Source organism: Streptomyces dryopteridis, assembly GCF_049606955.1.
In the GTDB taxonomy this organism is placed as follows: domain Bacteria; phylum Actinomycetota; class Actinomycetes; order Streptomycetales; family Streptomycetaceae; genus Streptomyces.
Map to the genome: position 1 here is coordinate 3,005,550 of NZ_CP187113.1, position 13,754 is coordinate 3,019,303.

10 protein-coding genes are annotated in these 13,754 nt (G+C 73.0%); 7 read left to right on the top strand and 3 right to left on the bottom strand.

Annotated features, from left to right (window positions below; translation table 11 throughout):
• The first annotated feature begins 151 nt into the window (after positions 1-151).
• Both ACN20G_RS12800 and ACN20G_RS12805 read left to right on the top strand, forming a co-directional pair.
• Positions 152-2,335, top strand: coding sequence for an ATP-binding SpoIIE family protein phosphatase (locus tag ACN20G_RS12800; protein WP_424212877.1), 2,184 nt, complete (start codon positions 152-154; stop codon positions 2,333-2,335).
• A 4-nt stretch (positions 2,336-2,339) separates the two neighbouring features.
• Complete coding sequence (locus ACN20G_RS12805; RefSeq protein WP_424212878.1) at positions 2,340-3,449, top strand: AI-2E family transporter; 1,110 nt, start codon at positions 2,340-2,342, stop codon at positions 3,447-3,449.
• A 113-nt stretch (positions 3,450-3,562) separates the two neighbouring features.
• On the opposite strand, the gene ACN20G_RS12810 is transcribed toward ACN20G_RS12805, so the two are convergent.
• Both ACN20G_RS12810 and ACN20G_RS12815 read right to left on the bottom strand, forming a co-directional pair.
• A complete protein-coding gene (locus tag ACN20G_RS12810) occupies positions 3,563-4,546 on the bottom strand; it encodes a pirin family protein (protein ID WP_424212879.1) in 984 nt (327 codons plus the stop codon).
• 212 nt (positions 4,547-4,758) lie between these two features.
• A complete protein-coding gene (locus ACN20G_RS12815) occupies positions 4,759-5,211 on the bottom strand; it encodes an SseB family protein (RefSeq protein WP_424212880.1) in 453 nt (150 codons plus the stop codon).
• Between the two features lie 173 nt (positions 5,212-5,384).
• Between ACN20G_RS12815 and ACN20G_RS12820 the strand changes: the two genes are divergently transcribed.
• From ACN20G_RS12820 to ACN20G_RS12830, 3 genes are all read left to right on the top strand, one after another.
• Positions 5,385-7,211, top strand: coding sequence for an acyl-CoA dehydrogenase (locus tag ACN20G_RS12820; RefSeq protein ID WP_424212881.1), 1,827 nt, complete (start codon positions 5,385-5,387; stop codon positions 7,209-7,211).
• A 233-nt stretch (positions 7,212-7,444) separates the two neighbouring features.
• The gene (locus ACN20G_RS12825) at positions 7,445-8,191 is read left to right on the top strand and encodes a hypothetical protein (RefSeq protein WP_424212882.1); all 747 of its coding nucleotides are present in this window, start codon (positions 7,445-7,447) and stop codon (positions 8,189-8,191) included.
• A gap of 106 nt (positions 8,192-8,297) precedes the next feature.
• A complete protein-coding gene (locus ACN20G_RS12830; RefSeq protein WP_424212883.1) occupies positions 8,298-9,593 on the top strand; it encodes a M18 family aminopeptidase in 1,296 nt (431 codons plus the stop codon).
• A gap of 61 nt (positions 9,594-9,654) precedes the next feature.
• Here ACN20G_RS12830 and ACN20G_RS12835 read toward each other — a convergent pair whose 3' ends face one another.
• On the bottom strand, positions 9,655-11,547 hold the full coding sequence (locus tag ACN20G_RS12835) for an NHL domain-containing thioredoxin family protein (RefSeq protein ID WP_424212884.1): 1,893 nt from the start codon (positions 11,545-11,547) through the stop codon (positions 9,655-9,657).
• A gap of 69 nt (positions 11,548-11,616) precedes the next feature.
• Between ACN20G_RS12835 and ACN20G_RS12840 the strand changes: the two genes are divergently transcribed.
• On the top strand, positions 11,617-12,156 hold the full coding sequence (locus ACN20G_RS12840) for an LURP-one-related/scramblase family protein (RefSeq protein ID WP_424212885.1): 540 nt from the start codon (positions 11,617-11,619) through the stop codon (positions 12,154-12,156).
• Positions 12,157-12,452: 296 nt separating this feature from the next.
• The gene (locus tag ACN20G_RS12845; protein WP_424212886.1) at positions 12,453-13,733 is read left to right on the top strand and encodes a cytochrome P450; all 1,281 of its coding nucleotides are present in this window, start codon (positions 12,453-12,455) and stop codon (positions 13,731-13,733) included.
• Positions 13,734-13,754: the final 21 nt, after the last annotated feature.

A 13,754-nucleotide genomic window follows, 5' to 3' on the forward strand; every position in this document is an offset into this window, starting at 1 on the left:
GGTTACCGCCCGCTCCCGCGCGGGCCCGCCCGCCGCCCGCCCCGCGCCCCGTCACGGGCCTTCGGGCCGGGCTCCGGGCCCGGCCCGGGGTCCCGCTCCGACGGCGGACCTGACCAGGGCGCCCGGGGGCCCCACCTGTCAAGATGGCGTCGTGCGCACCGAGGATGTCCTGGCCGCGATCGCGACCGGCCTGTGGCGCTGGGACAACGCCTCCGGGACGGTCGAGCTCGACGCCGAGGCCGCCCGGCTGCTCGGGCTGCCCACGGAGCCGACGGCGCTCTCCGAAGCCGCCGTCCGGTCCCGGTTCCACCCGGTGGACTGGAACGAGATCAACGGGATCATCGCCCTGGCGCTGGCCGAGGGCACCCTCGCCGAGGCCCGACTGCGGATCATGGACGAGGACGGGCGGGTGCTGCGCACCGTGCGCAGCCGGTCCAAACCGCTGCTCCACGTGGACGCGGCCGGCGGCTCCGATTTCGAGCTGGTCGGCACCATCCAGGAGATCGCCGAGCCGCAGCCCGGCACCACGGCCGCGCACACGCCGATCACGGGCGACTGGCGGCGTTCCCGCGAGGCGTTCCTGCTGGACGCCGGGCGGGCCCTGGCGGAGGCCCGGTCCACGGCCGAGGTGCTGCGGGTCGCGGCCTCGCTGTCGATGCCCGGGTTCATCCCGGACGGGCTGGCCGTGTTCGGGGTGGAGGGCGACCGGCTGTCGATCATCGGGCACCACGGGCACGGGCCGGGCGCCGAGGGGCCCTTCACCGACATGCGCCTGGACACGAACTACCCGGCGGCCGAGGTGGTGCGCACCGGGCGGGCCATCTACCTGCCGTCGCCGGAGGAGTACAAGCGCCGGTTCCCCGCCACCTGGCCGTTGGCCCGGCACTTCGGGCGGGTCTCCTGGGCCTTCCTGCCGCTGGTGGTGGCGGGACGGACGATGGGGGCGTGGATGGCGGCGTTCACGTACCCGGTGGGCTTCACCCCCGACGAGCGGTCGGTGTTGACCACGGTGGCCCGGATGCTGGCGCAGGCCCTGCAACGGGCGGGGGCGGCGGAGTCGGAGCGGGAGCTGACCGACGGGCTGCAACGCTCGATGATGCCGACCCTGGGCCCCGAGATCCCGGGGATGACGGTGGCCGCGCGGTACGTGCCCACCGGCGGCGGGCTGGAGGTGGGCGGGGACTGGTACGACATCATCCCCTTGCCCTCGGGCCGGTTCGCGCTGGTCATCGGGGACGTGCAGGGCCATGACGTGCGGGCCGCGGGCCTGATGGGGCAGCTGCGGATCGCGGTGCGCGCCTATGCCTCGGAGGGGCACCGGCCGGACGCGGTGCTCTCCCGGGCCTCCCGCTTCCTGGCCGGTCTGCACGCGGGCGCGGACGACGCGGTGGCGGGGGTCGACGACCCGGAGTCGGCCGGCGCGCGCTTCGCGACCTGCCTGTACGTGGAGTGCGATCCGGTGACGGGGCGGCTGGAGGCGGCGCGGGCCGGGCATCCGGAGCCGGTGGTCCGGATGGCCGACGGGACGGTGCTGACCCGGCCCGTGGAGGGCGGGTTGCCGCTGGGCATCGTGCCGGACACGGACTATCCGACGACGCGGTTCGCGCTGGAGCGCGGCGAGACGATGATGCTGTGCACGGACGGGCTGATCGAGACCGGCGGGCACGACCTGGACACCGGGTGGGTGCGGCTGCGGGCCCTACTGGAGGGACACGGGAAGCCGGGGGAGAGCCTGGAGGCCCTGGCCGACCGGCTGGTGTCGGCCGTGCACGGCCCCTCATCCCACCACACGACGGGGCCGCTCGCGGACCGGCGCGAGGACGACATCGCGGTGGTGCTGCTGTGTCGGGAGGGGCCCGAGTGCGGGTGCGGGAGCCCGGCGGAGCATCCGGCGGGGCCGGTGCGCCGCACCGTGCTGACGGTCGGGCAGGACGAGCCCGAGCGGATCTCCGGAGCCCGCAGGCAGGTCCGGGAGCTGTTGCACGACTGGGCCGACGAGGAGCAGTTGGACTCGGTGGTGCTGATGGTCTCCGAGGTGGTGACCAACGTGTTGGTGCACACCGACGGGGACGCGGTGTTGGTGGCCGAGGCGGTGGGCGAACCGGGGTCCCGGCGGCTGCGGGTGGACGTGGCCGACGGCAGCGACGAGCCGCCGCACAAGCGAAGGCCCGGGGAGATGGCCTCCAGCGGGCGCGGGGTGCTGCTGCTGGAGCTGCTGGCCGACGCCTGGGGGGTGGATCCGCGCGGCGAGGGCAAGTCCACCTGGTTCGAGCTGCGGGAGCGGCCGGCCGGTGCGGGGGGAACGGGACCGGAGGCGGAACACCCCCTAGCCTGACGGGGTGATCAGCTCTCTGCTTCCCGAGCCCGTGCGGCGCTTGGCCGCCTGGTGTGTCGTCTTCCTCGTCGTCACCGGGGTGGTGGCGGTGTTGGTGTGGTTGTGCACGGTGTTCCGGACCGCCGTGACCCCCGTGCTGCTGGCCCTGTTGGGCACGGCCCTGCTGGGGCCGGTGTACCGGCGCCTGGTGGCGCTGCGGGTGAACCGCTCGCTGGCGGCCGGCGTCACCTGTCTGGCCGTGGTCGCGGTGGTGGGCGGGGCCGGGTACGTGGTGGTCGCGGCGCTGGTGGACACCGGGGACCAGATCATCGCCTCGCTGCGGCAGGCCGGGGCCGATCTCACCGAGCACTTCGGGGCGGCTGGCACCTCCCTCCAGGACCTGGCGGGCAACGCCAAGGAACTGCTGGGCAAATTCGGCGGGACCGCGGCGACCGGGGTGCTCACGGGGCTGAGCGCGGTGGGTTCGATGCTGGCCACGGCGGTGCTCGCGTTGCTGCTGATCTTCTTCTTCCTGCGCGATTCGCACCGGGCGATGGACGGGCTGCGGGGGCTGGCCCCGCGGGCGGGCGCGGATCTGGTCGAGGCCATGGCCCGGCGGGCCTTCGAGGCCGTCGAGGGCTTCATGCGGGGCACGACGTTCATCGCGCTCATCGACGCGATCTGCATCGCGGTGGGCCTGCTGATCCTGGACGTGCCGGGGGCGGTGGGGCTGGGCGCGCTGGTCTTCGTCGGCGCGTACATCCCGTACCTGGGCGCGTTCATCTCGGGTGCGGTGGCGGTGTTGGTGGCCTTCGCCGACCGGGGGTGGCTGATCGGGCTGTGGGCGTTGGGGGTGGTGCTCGCCGTGCAGGTGCTGGAGGGGCACGTGCTCCAGCCGATGATCCAGAGCCGCACGGTGCAGATGCACCCGGCCGTGGTGATGTTGGCGATCACGGCCGGGGCGAGTGTGGCGGGCATCCTCGGGATGCTGCTGGCGGTGCCGTTGGCGGCGGCGGCCTTCGGGGTGTTCTCGGAGCTCCGCACGCGGTACGGCTCGGGGCCGGACCCGGCCGGGGGCGGGACGGGCGAGGACGGGTCGGACGGCGCCCTGCCGGAGGTCGTGCCGGGGCGTTGACCGGTCCCGGTCCCGGTCCCGGGCGCGGACGCGCCGACGGGCGGTGGTGTTTCACGTGAAACACCACCGCCCGTCGGGCTGTCGGGGGGTCGTCCGGTCGTCCGGGTCCTGGGTCAGAGGGTGTCGCCCGGGTCCGTGTGCGGGACCCGGGGGGAGTTGGGGATGACCCCGAGGCGGCCGGCCTGGAAGTCGTCGAATGCCTGCTGGAGTTCGGCGCGGGTGTTCATGACGAACGGTCCGTAGTGGGCCATGGGCTCCCGGATGGGACGCCCACCGAGGAGCACGACCTCCAGCGCGGGGGCGTTGGAGTCCTGCGCGGTGTCGGCGGAGAGGGTGATGGAGCCGCCCTCGCCGAAGATCGCCGTCTGGCCGGTGTGGATCGGACGGCGGTCGGTGCCGACGGTGCCGCGGCCGGCCATGACGTAGGCGAGGGCGTTGAAGTCCTCGCGCCACGGCAGGGTGATCCGGGCGCCCGGGGTGATGGTCGCGTGGATCATCGTGATCGGGGTGTGGGTGATCCCGGGGCCCTGGTGCCCGTCGAGTTCGCCCGCGATGACCCGGAGCAGGGCGCCGCCGTCGGGGGTGCTCAGGAGCTGCACCTGACCGCCGCCGATGTCCTGGTAGCGCGGGGCCATCATCTTGTCGGCGGCCGGCAGGTTGACCCAGAGCTGGAGCCCGTGGAACAGGCCGCCCGAGACCACCAGGGACTCCGGCGGGGCCTCGATGTGCAGCAGGCCGGAGCCGGCCGTCATCCACTGGGTGTCGCCGCCGTTGATGACGCCGCCGCCCCCGTGGCTGTCCTGGTGCACGAAGGTGCCGTCGATCAGGTAGGTCACCGTCTCGAAGCCGCGGTGCGGGTGCCAGGGGGTGCCCTTGGGCTCGCCCGGCGCGTACTCCACCTCGCCCATCTGGTCCATCATGATGAACGGGTCGAGGTACTGGTAGTTGATGCCGGCGAACGCGCGGCGCACCGGGAATCCCTCCCCCTCGAATCCGGCCGGGGCGGTGGTGACGGCCAGGACGCGACGAGCGGCGGCGGTGGCCGGCTCGGTCACGCGCGGGAGCGTCAACGGGTTCTCAACGGTCACAGCGGGCATGGCGGGACCTCCTTCTGCGGCGAGTCTAGTTGAAAGTTGAACTTTCTGCCACACCTCCCCAACGCGGGCCCCCCGGCCGGCATTCCCGACCCGGAAAACCCCTGGTGGGACGCGGTTCGGGGCGGCCGGGCGGGCGCCGGGCACACGAAAAACCGCCCGGCCGGAGGGCTCGGGCGGTGCTGCGGGTCGGTGTCGCGGCCGACGGGGGTGGGTCAGCCGTACATGCGGCGCATGGCGTAGTCCACCATCTGCTCCACGGCCTTGGCGTCGAAGACCATCCGGTGGTCGCCCTCCATGTCGAGGACGAATCCGTAGCCGGTCGGGAGCAGGTCGATCACCTCGGCCCCGGTGATGGTGAAGTACTTGGACTCCTTGCCCGCGTACCGGCGCAGCTCCTTGAGGGTGCTGAACATCGGGATCACCGGCTGCTGGGTGTTGTGCAGGGCCAGGAAGCCCGGGGTGTCCCCGCGCGGGCAGTAGACCTTCGAGTTCGCGAAGATCTGCTGGAAGTCCTCCGGGGAGAGGGAGCCGGTGGTGAAGGCGCGCACGGCGTCCCCGAGCGACGGGGGCGAGGGCTCCGGGTAGAGCGGCTGCTCCGCGTAGCCGGCGGCCATCTGCTGCGGAGGGGCGTACTGCTGCCCCGCGTTCTGGTCGTAGCCGTACATGGGCCACAGCGTACCGAGCGGCCCACCCCGAGGGGCACGCGATCCGGACACGCTTGATGCTGGTCACACTCGTCAATCAAGGGTTGATTCTTATTACCCGTGGGTAGCATCATGACGTTACCGATTGGTACGCACGAGGACCCTGTCTCCCGAGCCTTTACGGAGCCGTCGCCATGGGGCACTACAAGTCGAATCTTCGCGACATCGAGTTCAACCTCTTCGAGGTGCTCGGTCGTGACCACGTCTACGGCACCGGCCCGTTCGCGGAGATGGACACCGAGACCGCCAAGGACGTGCTCTCCGAGCTCACCCGGCTGGCGGAGAACGAACTGGCCGCGTCCTTCGCCGACGCCGACCGCAACCCGCCGGTCTTCGACCCGGCGACCAACACCGCCCCGGTCCCCGCGACCTTCAAGAAGAGCTACGAAGCCTTCATGGAGTCCGAGTACTGGCGCCTGGGCCTGCCCGAGGAGATCGGCGGCACCACCGCGCCCCGCTCCCTCATCTGGGCCTACGCGGAGCTGATCCTCGGCGCCAACCCGGCCCTGTGGATGTACTCCTCCGGTCCCGCCTTCGCCGGCATCCTCTTCGAGGAGGGCAACGAGGCGCAGAAGAACATCGCGCGGATCGCCGTCGAGAAGCAGTGGGGCTCCACCATGGTCCTCACCGAGCCCGACGCGGGCTCCGACGTGGGCGCCGGCCGCACCAAGGCCGTGCTCCAGGAGGACGGCTCCTGGCACATCGAGGGCGTCAAGCGGTTCATCACCTCGGGCGAGCACGACATGTCCGAGAACATCCTCCACTACGTCCTCGCCCGCCCCGAGGGCCACGGCCCGGGCACCAAGGGCCTCTCCCTCTTCCTGGTCCCGAAGTTCCACTTCGACTGGGAGACCGGCGAGCTGGGCGAGCGCAACGGCGTGTACGCCACCAACGTCGAGCACAAGATGGGCCTCAAGGCGTCCAACACCTGCGAGATGACCTTCGGCGACCAGGAGCCCGCCAAGGGCTGGCTGATCGGCGACAAGCACGACGGCATCCGTCAGATGTTCATGATCATCGAGTTCGCCCGGATGATGGTCGGCACGAAGGCCATCGCCACCCTCTCCACCGGCTACCTCAACGCGCTGGAGTACGCCAAGGAGCGCGTGCAGGGCCCCGACCTCGCGAACTTCATGGACAAGACCGCGCCCAAGGTCACCATCACGCACCACCCCGACGTGCGCCGCTCCCTCATGACGCAGAAGGCATACGCCGAGGGCATGCGCGCCCTGGTGCTCTACACCGCGGCCGTGCAGGACGAGATCGCCGTCAAGCAGGCCGCCGGCGAGGACGCCTCCGCCCAGGTCGGCCTCAACGACCTGCTCCTCCCGATCGTCAAGGGCTACGGCTCCGAGCGCTCCTACGAGCAGCTCGCCCAGTCCCTCCAGACCTTCGGCGGCTCCGGGTACCTGCAGGAGTACCCGATCGAGCAGTACATCCGCGACGCCAAGATCGACACCCTCTACGAGGGCACCACGGCCATCCAGGGCCAGGACTTCTTCTTCCGCAAGATCGTCCGCGACCAGGGCGCCTCGCTGAACCTGCTCTCCGAGACCATCAAGAAGTTCCTCGCCGAGGCCGAGGGCGGCGAGGAGCTGGCCGAGGCCCGTGCCGCGCTGGCCACCGCCGCCGTGGACCTGGAGGCGATCGTCGGCCGGATGATCACCGACCTCACCGCCACCGGCGAGGACGTCCGCAACATCTACAAGGTCGGCCAGAACACCACCCGCCTGCTGCTCGCCTCCGGCGACGTGGTCGTCGGCTGGCTGCTGCTCAAGGGCGCGGCCGTGGCCGCCGCCAAGCTGCCCACCGCCTCCGCCAAGGACCGCGCCTTCTACCAGGGCAAGATCGCCGCGGCGAAGTTCTTCGCGAGCCAGGTGCTCCCGGGCCTCGCGGTCCAGCGCTCGCTGGCCGAGAGCGTGGACAACACCCTCATGGACCTCGACGAGTCGGTCTTCTGACCCTCCCGAGTCCCCTCCGGCCGGCGCGGCCGCTCCTTGTGAGCTCCCGCGCCCGGCCGGCCCCCTGCGTACGCGGTGTGTGTACGAGGCCGGGCCGGACCCTCGCACAGGGGTCCGGCCCGAGCTGTTTCACGTGAAACACCGAACCTGTTTCACGTGAAACAGGCCCTCCCGCCCCCTGCCGGCGCGCCGCGCCCGCACGAATGTCCGCCGTCCGTGGCAGGCTCGATGACATGAGTCCACAGGAGCCGCAGCACCCCCACCAGACCCGGGGCTACTCCGTCCCCAGCGGCAGGCCCTACGCGCTGAAGGAACTGCACGCCGGGCTCAACGTCGTGGGGGACATGGCCAAGGAGCTCTACGACGGGGCCCACCCGGCCGAGTACGAGGCCATCAGCGACGCGCTGTACACCACCTTCCGCGCCGCCGCCGGGCTCGCCCCGGCCAAGAGCCACACCGGCTGCGCGGAACACCCCGACGGCGCCCTCGACCCCGAGCCCCCCGAGGGCTGGGGCCTCTGCCTCATCTGCAACGACCGGCGCCGCCGACACCTGCGCGAGACCGGCCGTCGCACCGCGCCGATCACCCGCACCCGGGCCGAGGAGCGCCGCCTGGGCTACCCCGTCCCGCCCCCGCCCTACACGCTCGACGGGCTGCGCGCCCAGCTCGCCCGACTGGAGGAGGGCCGGTTCCACCTCACCGTCGCCTCCCCCGAGCAGGAGTTCGCCCGGGTCGCCGACGATCTGCACCGCGCGTTCATCGTCGCCCGCGAACTCTCCCGCGCCCGCACCGCCTCCGGCTGCCCCGAACACCCCGGCGCGCCCACCGATCCGACCGCCCCACCCGGCGAGGACTGTATTTTTTGCGCCGGACGCAAGAGACGCGCACAGCGGCCCGAGGACGTCCCCGACATGCTCCCCCGCATCCGTCGGGGCGAGCGACGGCAATTGCAGCGCCGCTTCGAGCGACCTCCGGGCTGAGCCCCGACGGAAGGGCGCACACGCGCGCCGGCCCGTCACAAGGCGGCTTCGCGGCCGAACGCCGCTGTCCGGACTGACGCACACGACCGTCGTTAAGGTGAACTACATGAGTGCTCCCGCCCGCTTCGACCGCGGCCACACGGACGACCTGATGACCTTCCTCGCGGCGAGCCCGACGCCGTACCACGCGGTGGCCAACGTGGCCGAGCGGCTGGAGAAGGTCGGGTTCCGGCAGGTCTCCGAGACCGACGCCTGGGACGCGGGCACCGGTGGGCGGTTCGTGCTCCGGGGCGGCGCCGTCATCGCCTGGTACGTGCCGGAGGGCGCGGCCCCGCACACCCCGTTCAAGGTGATCGGCGCGCACACCGACTCCCCCAACCTGCGGGTCAAGCCGCTGCCCGACACCGGCTCCCAGGGCTGGCGGCAGGTGGCCGTGGAGATCTACGGCGGCACCCTGCTCAACACCTGGCTGGACCGCGACCTCGGCCTGGCCGGCCGCCTCACCCTGCGCGACGGCACCGAGCACCTCGTCAACGTGGACCGCCCCCTGCTGCGGGTCCCGCAGCTCGCCGTGCACCTCGACCGCTCGGTCAACACCGACGGGCTCAAGCTCGACAAGCAGCGGCACATGCAGCCCGTCTGGGGCCTGGGCGAGGCCCGCGAGGGCGACCTCATCGCCTTCCTGGAGGAGGAGGCCGGCCTGCCCGCGGGCTCGGTCGCCGGCTGGGACCTCATGGTCCACTCGGTGGAACCGCCCGCCTACCTCGGCCGCGACCGCGAGCTCCTCGCCGGTCCCCGGATGGACAACCTGCTCTCGGTGCACGCCGGCATCGCCGCCCTGGCCGCTGTCGCGAACTCCGGCGCCCCCCTGGACCACATCCCGGTCCTCGCCGCCTTCGACCACGAGGAGAACGGCTCCCAGTCCGACACCGGCGCCGACGGCCCCCTCCTCGGCACCGTGCTGGAACGTTCTGTCTCCGCGCGCGGCGGCGGTTTCGAGGACCGGGCCCGCGCCCTGGCCGGCACCGTCTGCCTCTCCTCCGACACCGGCCACGCCGTCCACCCCAACTACGGCGAACGCCACGACCCCACCCACCACCCCCGCGCCAACGGCGGCCCCATCCTCAAGGTCAACGTCAACCAGCGCTACGCCACCGACGGCACCGGCCGCGCCGTCTTCGCCGCCGCCTGCGAGCGGGCCGGGGTGCCCTGGCAGACCTTCGTCTCCAACAACTCCATGCCCTGCGGCACCACCATCGGGCCGATCACCGCCGCCCGGCACGGCATCGCCACCGTGGACATCGGCGTCGCGATCCTCTCCATGCACAGCGCCCGCGAACTGTGCGGCGCCGAGGACCCGTACCTGCTGGCCAACGCGCTCGTGGCCTTCCTCCAGGGCTGACCCGCGCTCCGGGCCCGCGCCGCACCGCGCGGCGCGGCGCGGGCCCCGGTCCGTCCCGGGCTCAGGCCCCCGGGCCGGACCCCCGCTCCGCGTCCTCGGCGTCCTCCTCCATGCCGGCCAGGACCAGGGCCAGCCGGCCCGCCCCCTCGGCCGTCAACCGCACCGGCACCCCCCAGTCCTGCTGGTGCACGTGGCACGCCGGGTAAGGGTTGTCCGGGTCCTCGTCGCAGGACGCGGCCATCGCCGAGACGTGCAGCACGCCCTCGGTCACCCCGGCGCCCCACACCAGGTCGCGGGCCAGGTCCGTGCCCGCGCCCGAGCCCTCGGCCAGCAGCTCCGGCGGGGTCGAGGAGACCAGCAGCCGGGTCGAGGGCCCGTAACGGGTGTCGAGCTTCTGCCCGGAGGGCGCCCGGAAGACCACGTCCAGACGCAGGGATCCGGCCGCGACCTCGGTCGCGGCCCGTCGCGTGCGGTGTGCCACCGCCGGGACCACCACGGCCTCCTCCGGCAGCCGCAGCCGGGTCAGCCGGTGCCGGGCCGACTCCACGACCACCAGCTCCCCGTCCACGAGGACCGCGTCGCTCGGCTCCCGCAGGTCCCCGGCGAGGGTCGTGACCTCCCCGGTGGCGGGGTCGTAGCGGCGCAGGGCGTGGTTGTAGGTGTCGCAGACCGCCACCGAGCGGTCCGGCAGGACCGTCACCCCGAGCGGGTGCTGGAACAGGGCCTGCCCGGCGGCCCCGTCCCGGTGCCCGAAGTCGAAGAGCCCGGTTCCGACGGCCGTGCGCACGGTGTGGCCGCCCGCCCCGTCGGGTTCGATCCAGCGCAGCGCGCTGGTCTCCGAGTCCGCCAGCCAGAGCCGGTCCTCGCCGTCGGCGGCGAGCCCGGAGGGCTGCGCGAACCATGCCTGGTCGGCCGGCCCGTCCACGAGCCCCTCGTTGGTGGTGCCGGCGGCGAGGGCCACGGCGGCGGTCTCCGGGTCGTAGGTCCACAGCTGGTGGACGCCCGCCATCGCGATCCACACCCGCCCCCGCCACCAGGCCACGTCCCAGGGCGAGGACAGATCCACCTCCAAGGCGGGACCCGAGGTGGCGGAGCCCTGCCACCACTGCCGGCCGGTGCCGGCCACGGTGGTGACCTCGCCGGTCGCGGGCTCGAAGCGGCGCAGCGCGTGGTTCACGGTGTCGGCGACGATCACCGAGCCGTCCGGGAGCAGGGCCAGGCCCTGCGGCTCGCTGAAGGAGTCGGGCCCGAACCCGCGCTCGCCGGACCCGATCCGCCGCACCACGGTCTCCCCGTCCGGGGCGAACTCGACGAGCCGGTGCCGGGTGGTGTCCGAGACCAGCAGGTTGCCCGAGGGCAGCACCAGGGCCTTGCCCGGGAACCGCAGGTCGCCGGCGACCGGCTCGGGGGCCACGTACGGCCCGTCCCCGCGCCGGAGGGTGCCCTTGGCGGCGTGCTCCTCCTCCAACTCGGTCACCAGGCGCTCCAGGGCGTGCGCGTGCCCCTCGCCCGCGTGCTGGGCCACCACGTACCCCTCGGGGTCGATCACGACCAGGGTGGGCCAGGCGCGGACCGCGTACTGCTTCCACGTGGTCAGCTCGGGGTCGTCGAGCACCGGGTGGGCCACCCCGTAGCGCTCGACCGCGTCCACCACGGCCGCGTGATCGGCCTCGTGCACGAACTTGGGCGAGTGCACGCCGATGACGACGACGGTGTCGCGGTGCTTCTCCTCCAGTTCCCGCAGCTCGTCGAGGACGTGCAGGCAGTTCACACAGCAGAAGGTCCAGAAATCGAGGATCACCACGCGTCCGCGCAGGTCGGAGAGGGTGAGCTCGGTCCCTCCGGTGTTGAGCCAGCCGCCCTTCCCGACGAGCTCGGGAGCCCGGACGCGGGCGCGTTTGCGGGGGGTGGGCGAGGAGGTGGGGTCGGATGCTCCGGGTGCGGCAGAAGTCATGGTGACCAGGGTGCCGGCCGGTGTCCGAGGGGTGGGATTCGCAGGTCGGGGGCTGGGAAGCATCGGGGGGTGAAATATCTCGTACGGGACAAACTGCTCGGCTTCGGCGAGGATTACCGGATCGAGGACGAGAACGGGCGCTACGCCTACCTCGTCGACGGCAAGGCGCTCAGCCTGCGCGACACCACGGAGCTCAAGGATCCCGACGGGCGGATCCTGCTCGTACTGCGCTCCCGGCTGCTCAGCGTGCGCGAGACGATGGTCCTGGAGCGGGAGGACCGCCGGCTCGCCGTGATCCGCCGCAAACGCCTCTCCCTCCTGCGCGGGCACGTGCTGGTGTCCCTGGTGGACGGCACGGAACTGGACGTCAGCGGGCGGATCGCGGACCGCGAGTTCCGGGTGGACCTCGACGGCGAACCGCTCGCCCTCGTCTCGCGCCAGTGGTACCGCGTCCGCGACACGTACGCGGTGGACGTGCTGCGCGAGGACGCGGACCCGGCCCTGCTGCTGGCGGTGGTGGTCTGCGCGATCCGGATGGCCGACAAGGAGCGCGAGGACCGGGAGGACGAGGCGGGCCGGACCGCCCCGCGAGAGGAGGCGCCCCTCTGATCGCCGGCGCGTCGGCCGGCCGCTGTTTCACGTGAAACACGTGCCGGCCGACGCACGGGCCCCACTCCGGACGCGACGCCCGGGGCGGTTGTCGCGGGGTGGGGCGGACGGGCGGAAAGGGGCCGGGATCGGAGGGCGGGAACCGCGTGAGGCCCTGATTCCACGGGAAGCCCCCCGACACGAACGCCCGTTCGCGAGGAGGGGCGGCGGGGTCCGGGAGGTGACACGTGCCGACGGCGCCGCGTGTTCCCGGGCCGCGCCCCACCCCGCGACGGCACGCGAAGGGAGCCCCGACCGTGTCCGAGTCCGCGTATCCCGCCCCCGTTCCCGGCGCCTCAGCCGAGAACCCCTACGGCCTGCTCACCCCCGAGTTCTTCCGTGACCCCTACCCCGCCTACGCCCGGCTGCGCGCCGAGGAACCGGTGCGGTACTTCGCCCCCCTCGACGCCTGGCTGTTGGCCCGCTACGAGGACGTGGACGCCCTGCTGCGCAGCAAGGACGTCTCCTCCGACCGGGTCTCGGCCCTGTTCACGGACACCCCCGAGGAATTACGGGCCGACTCCGGCCGCGTCGCCCGACACCTGTCGGACTGGATGGTCTTCGCCGACGCGCCCGAACACACCAGGCTGCGCACCCTCATGACCCGCACCTTCTCCCCGCGCACCCTGGCCGGGCTCGCCCCCTTCGTCGAGCGGACCGCCGACGAACTCCTGGAACGGGCCGCCGAGAAGGGCACCTTCGACCTGGTCCGGGACTACTCCCTGCCGCTGCCGCTCCAGGTGATCGGCCGGATCCTCGGTGTGCCGAAGGAACTGGTCGACGACTTCCGGGGCTGGTCCGAGGCCCTGTTCGCGGTCCCCCAGATGGACGGGGACCCGGCGGCCCGGCACCGCGCGGCCATCACCTCGCTGGCGAAGGTCGAGGAGCTGTGCGGCGCGCTGATCGCCGAACGCCGCCGGCGCCCCACCGACGACCTGCTCGGCCACCTCGTCGCCGCCGAGGTGGGCGGGGAGCGCCTCACCGACGAGGAGCTCATCGCCAGCTGCACCCTCATCCTCATAGCGGGCCACGAGACCACCGCGTACTCCCTGGTCAACGCCGTCCGGGCGCTGTTGGCCCACCCCGACCAAGCGGACGCCCTGCGCGCCGACCCGGCCCTGCTGCCGGCCGCGTTCGAGGAGACCCTGCGCTACGACAGCCTGGTCGGCTGGGTGGGCCGGACCGCCACCGCCGACCTGGAGTTCGGCGGCCGCCGGATCCCCGCAGGCTCCCTCGTCTTCGGGATGGTCGGTGCGGCCAACCGGGACCCCGAGGTCTACCCGGACCCCGACGCCTTCGACGTGCGCCGCCGGGCACCCCGGCGGCACGTCACCTTCGGGTACGGGATGCACGTGTGCCTGGGCGCCGCGCTGGCCCGGATGGAGGGCGTGATCGGACTGCGCCACCTGCTGACCCGGCTGCCGGACCTGCGGGCCGTGGACACCCCGCTGCGCTGGTCGGAGGGGATAGCCGTGCGCGGCCCGCGCAGCCTTCCGGTGGAGGTGGGGCCGCGCGGGCTGCTGCCCGCGACCGGCTGAACGAGGGCGCCCGGGGCCGGG

Excerpts from the sequence above, each read along its gene's own strand:
- ACN20G_RS12815 (WP_424212880.1), bottom strand. The coding sequence starts at position 5,211 with ATGTACGGCTACGACCAGAACGCGGGGCAGCAGTACGCCCCTCCGCAG.
- ACN20G_RS12830 (WP_424212883.1), top strand. The coding sequence starts at position 8,298 with ATGAGTGCTCCCGCCCGCTTCGACCGCGGCCACACGGACGACCTGATG.
- ACN20G_RS12825 (WP_424212882.1), top strand. The coding sequence starts at position 7,445 with ATGAGTCCACAGGAGCCGCAGCACCCCCACCAGACCCGGGGCTACTCC.
- ACN20G_RS12820 (WP_424212881.1), top strand. The coding sequence starts at position 5,385 with ATGGGGCACTACAAGTCGAATCTTCGCGACATCGAGTTCAACCTCTTC.
- ACN20G_RS12810 (WP_424212879.1), bottom strand. The coding sequence starts at position 4,546 with ATGCCCGCTGTGACCGTTGAGAACCCGTTGACGCTCCCGCGCGTGACC.
- ACN20G_RS12835 (WP_424212884.1), bottom strand. The coding sequence starts at position 11,547 with ATGACTTCTGCCGCACCCGGAGCATCCGACCCCACCTCCTCGCCCACC.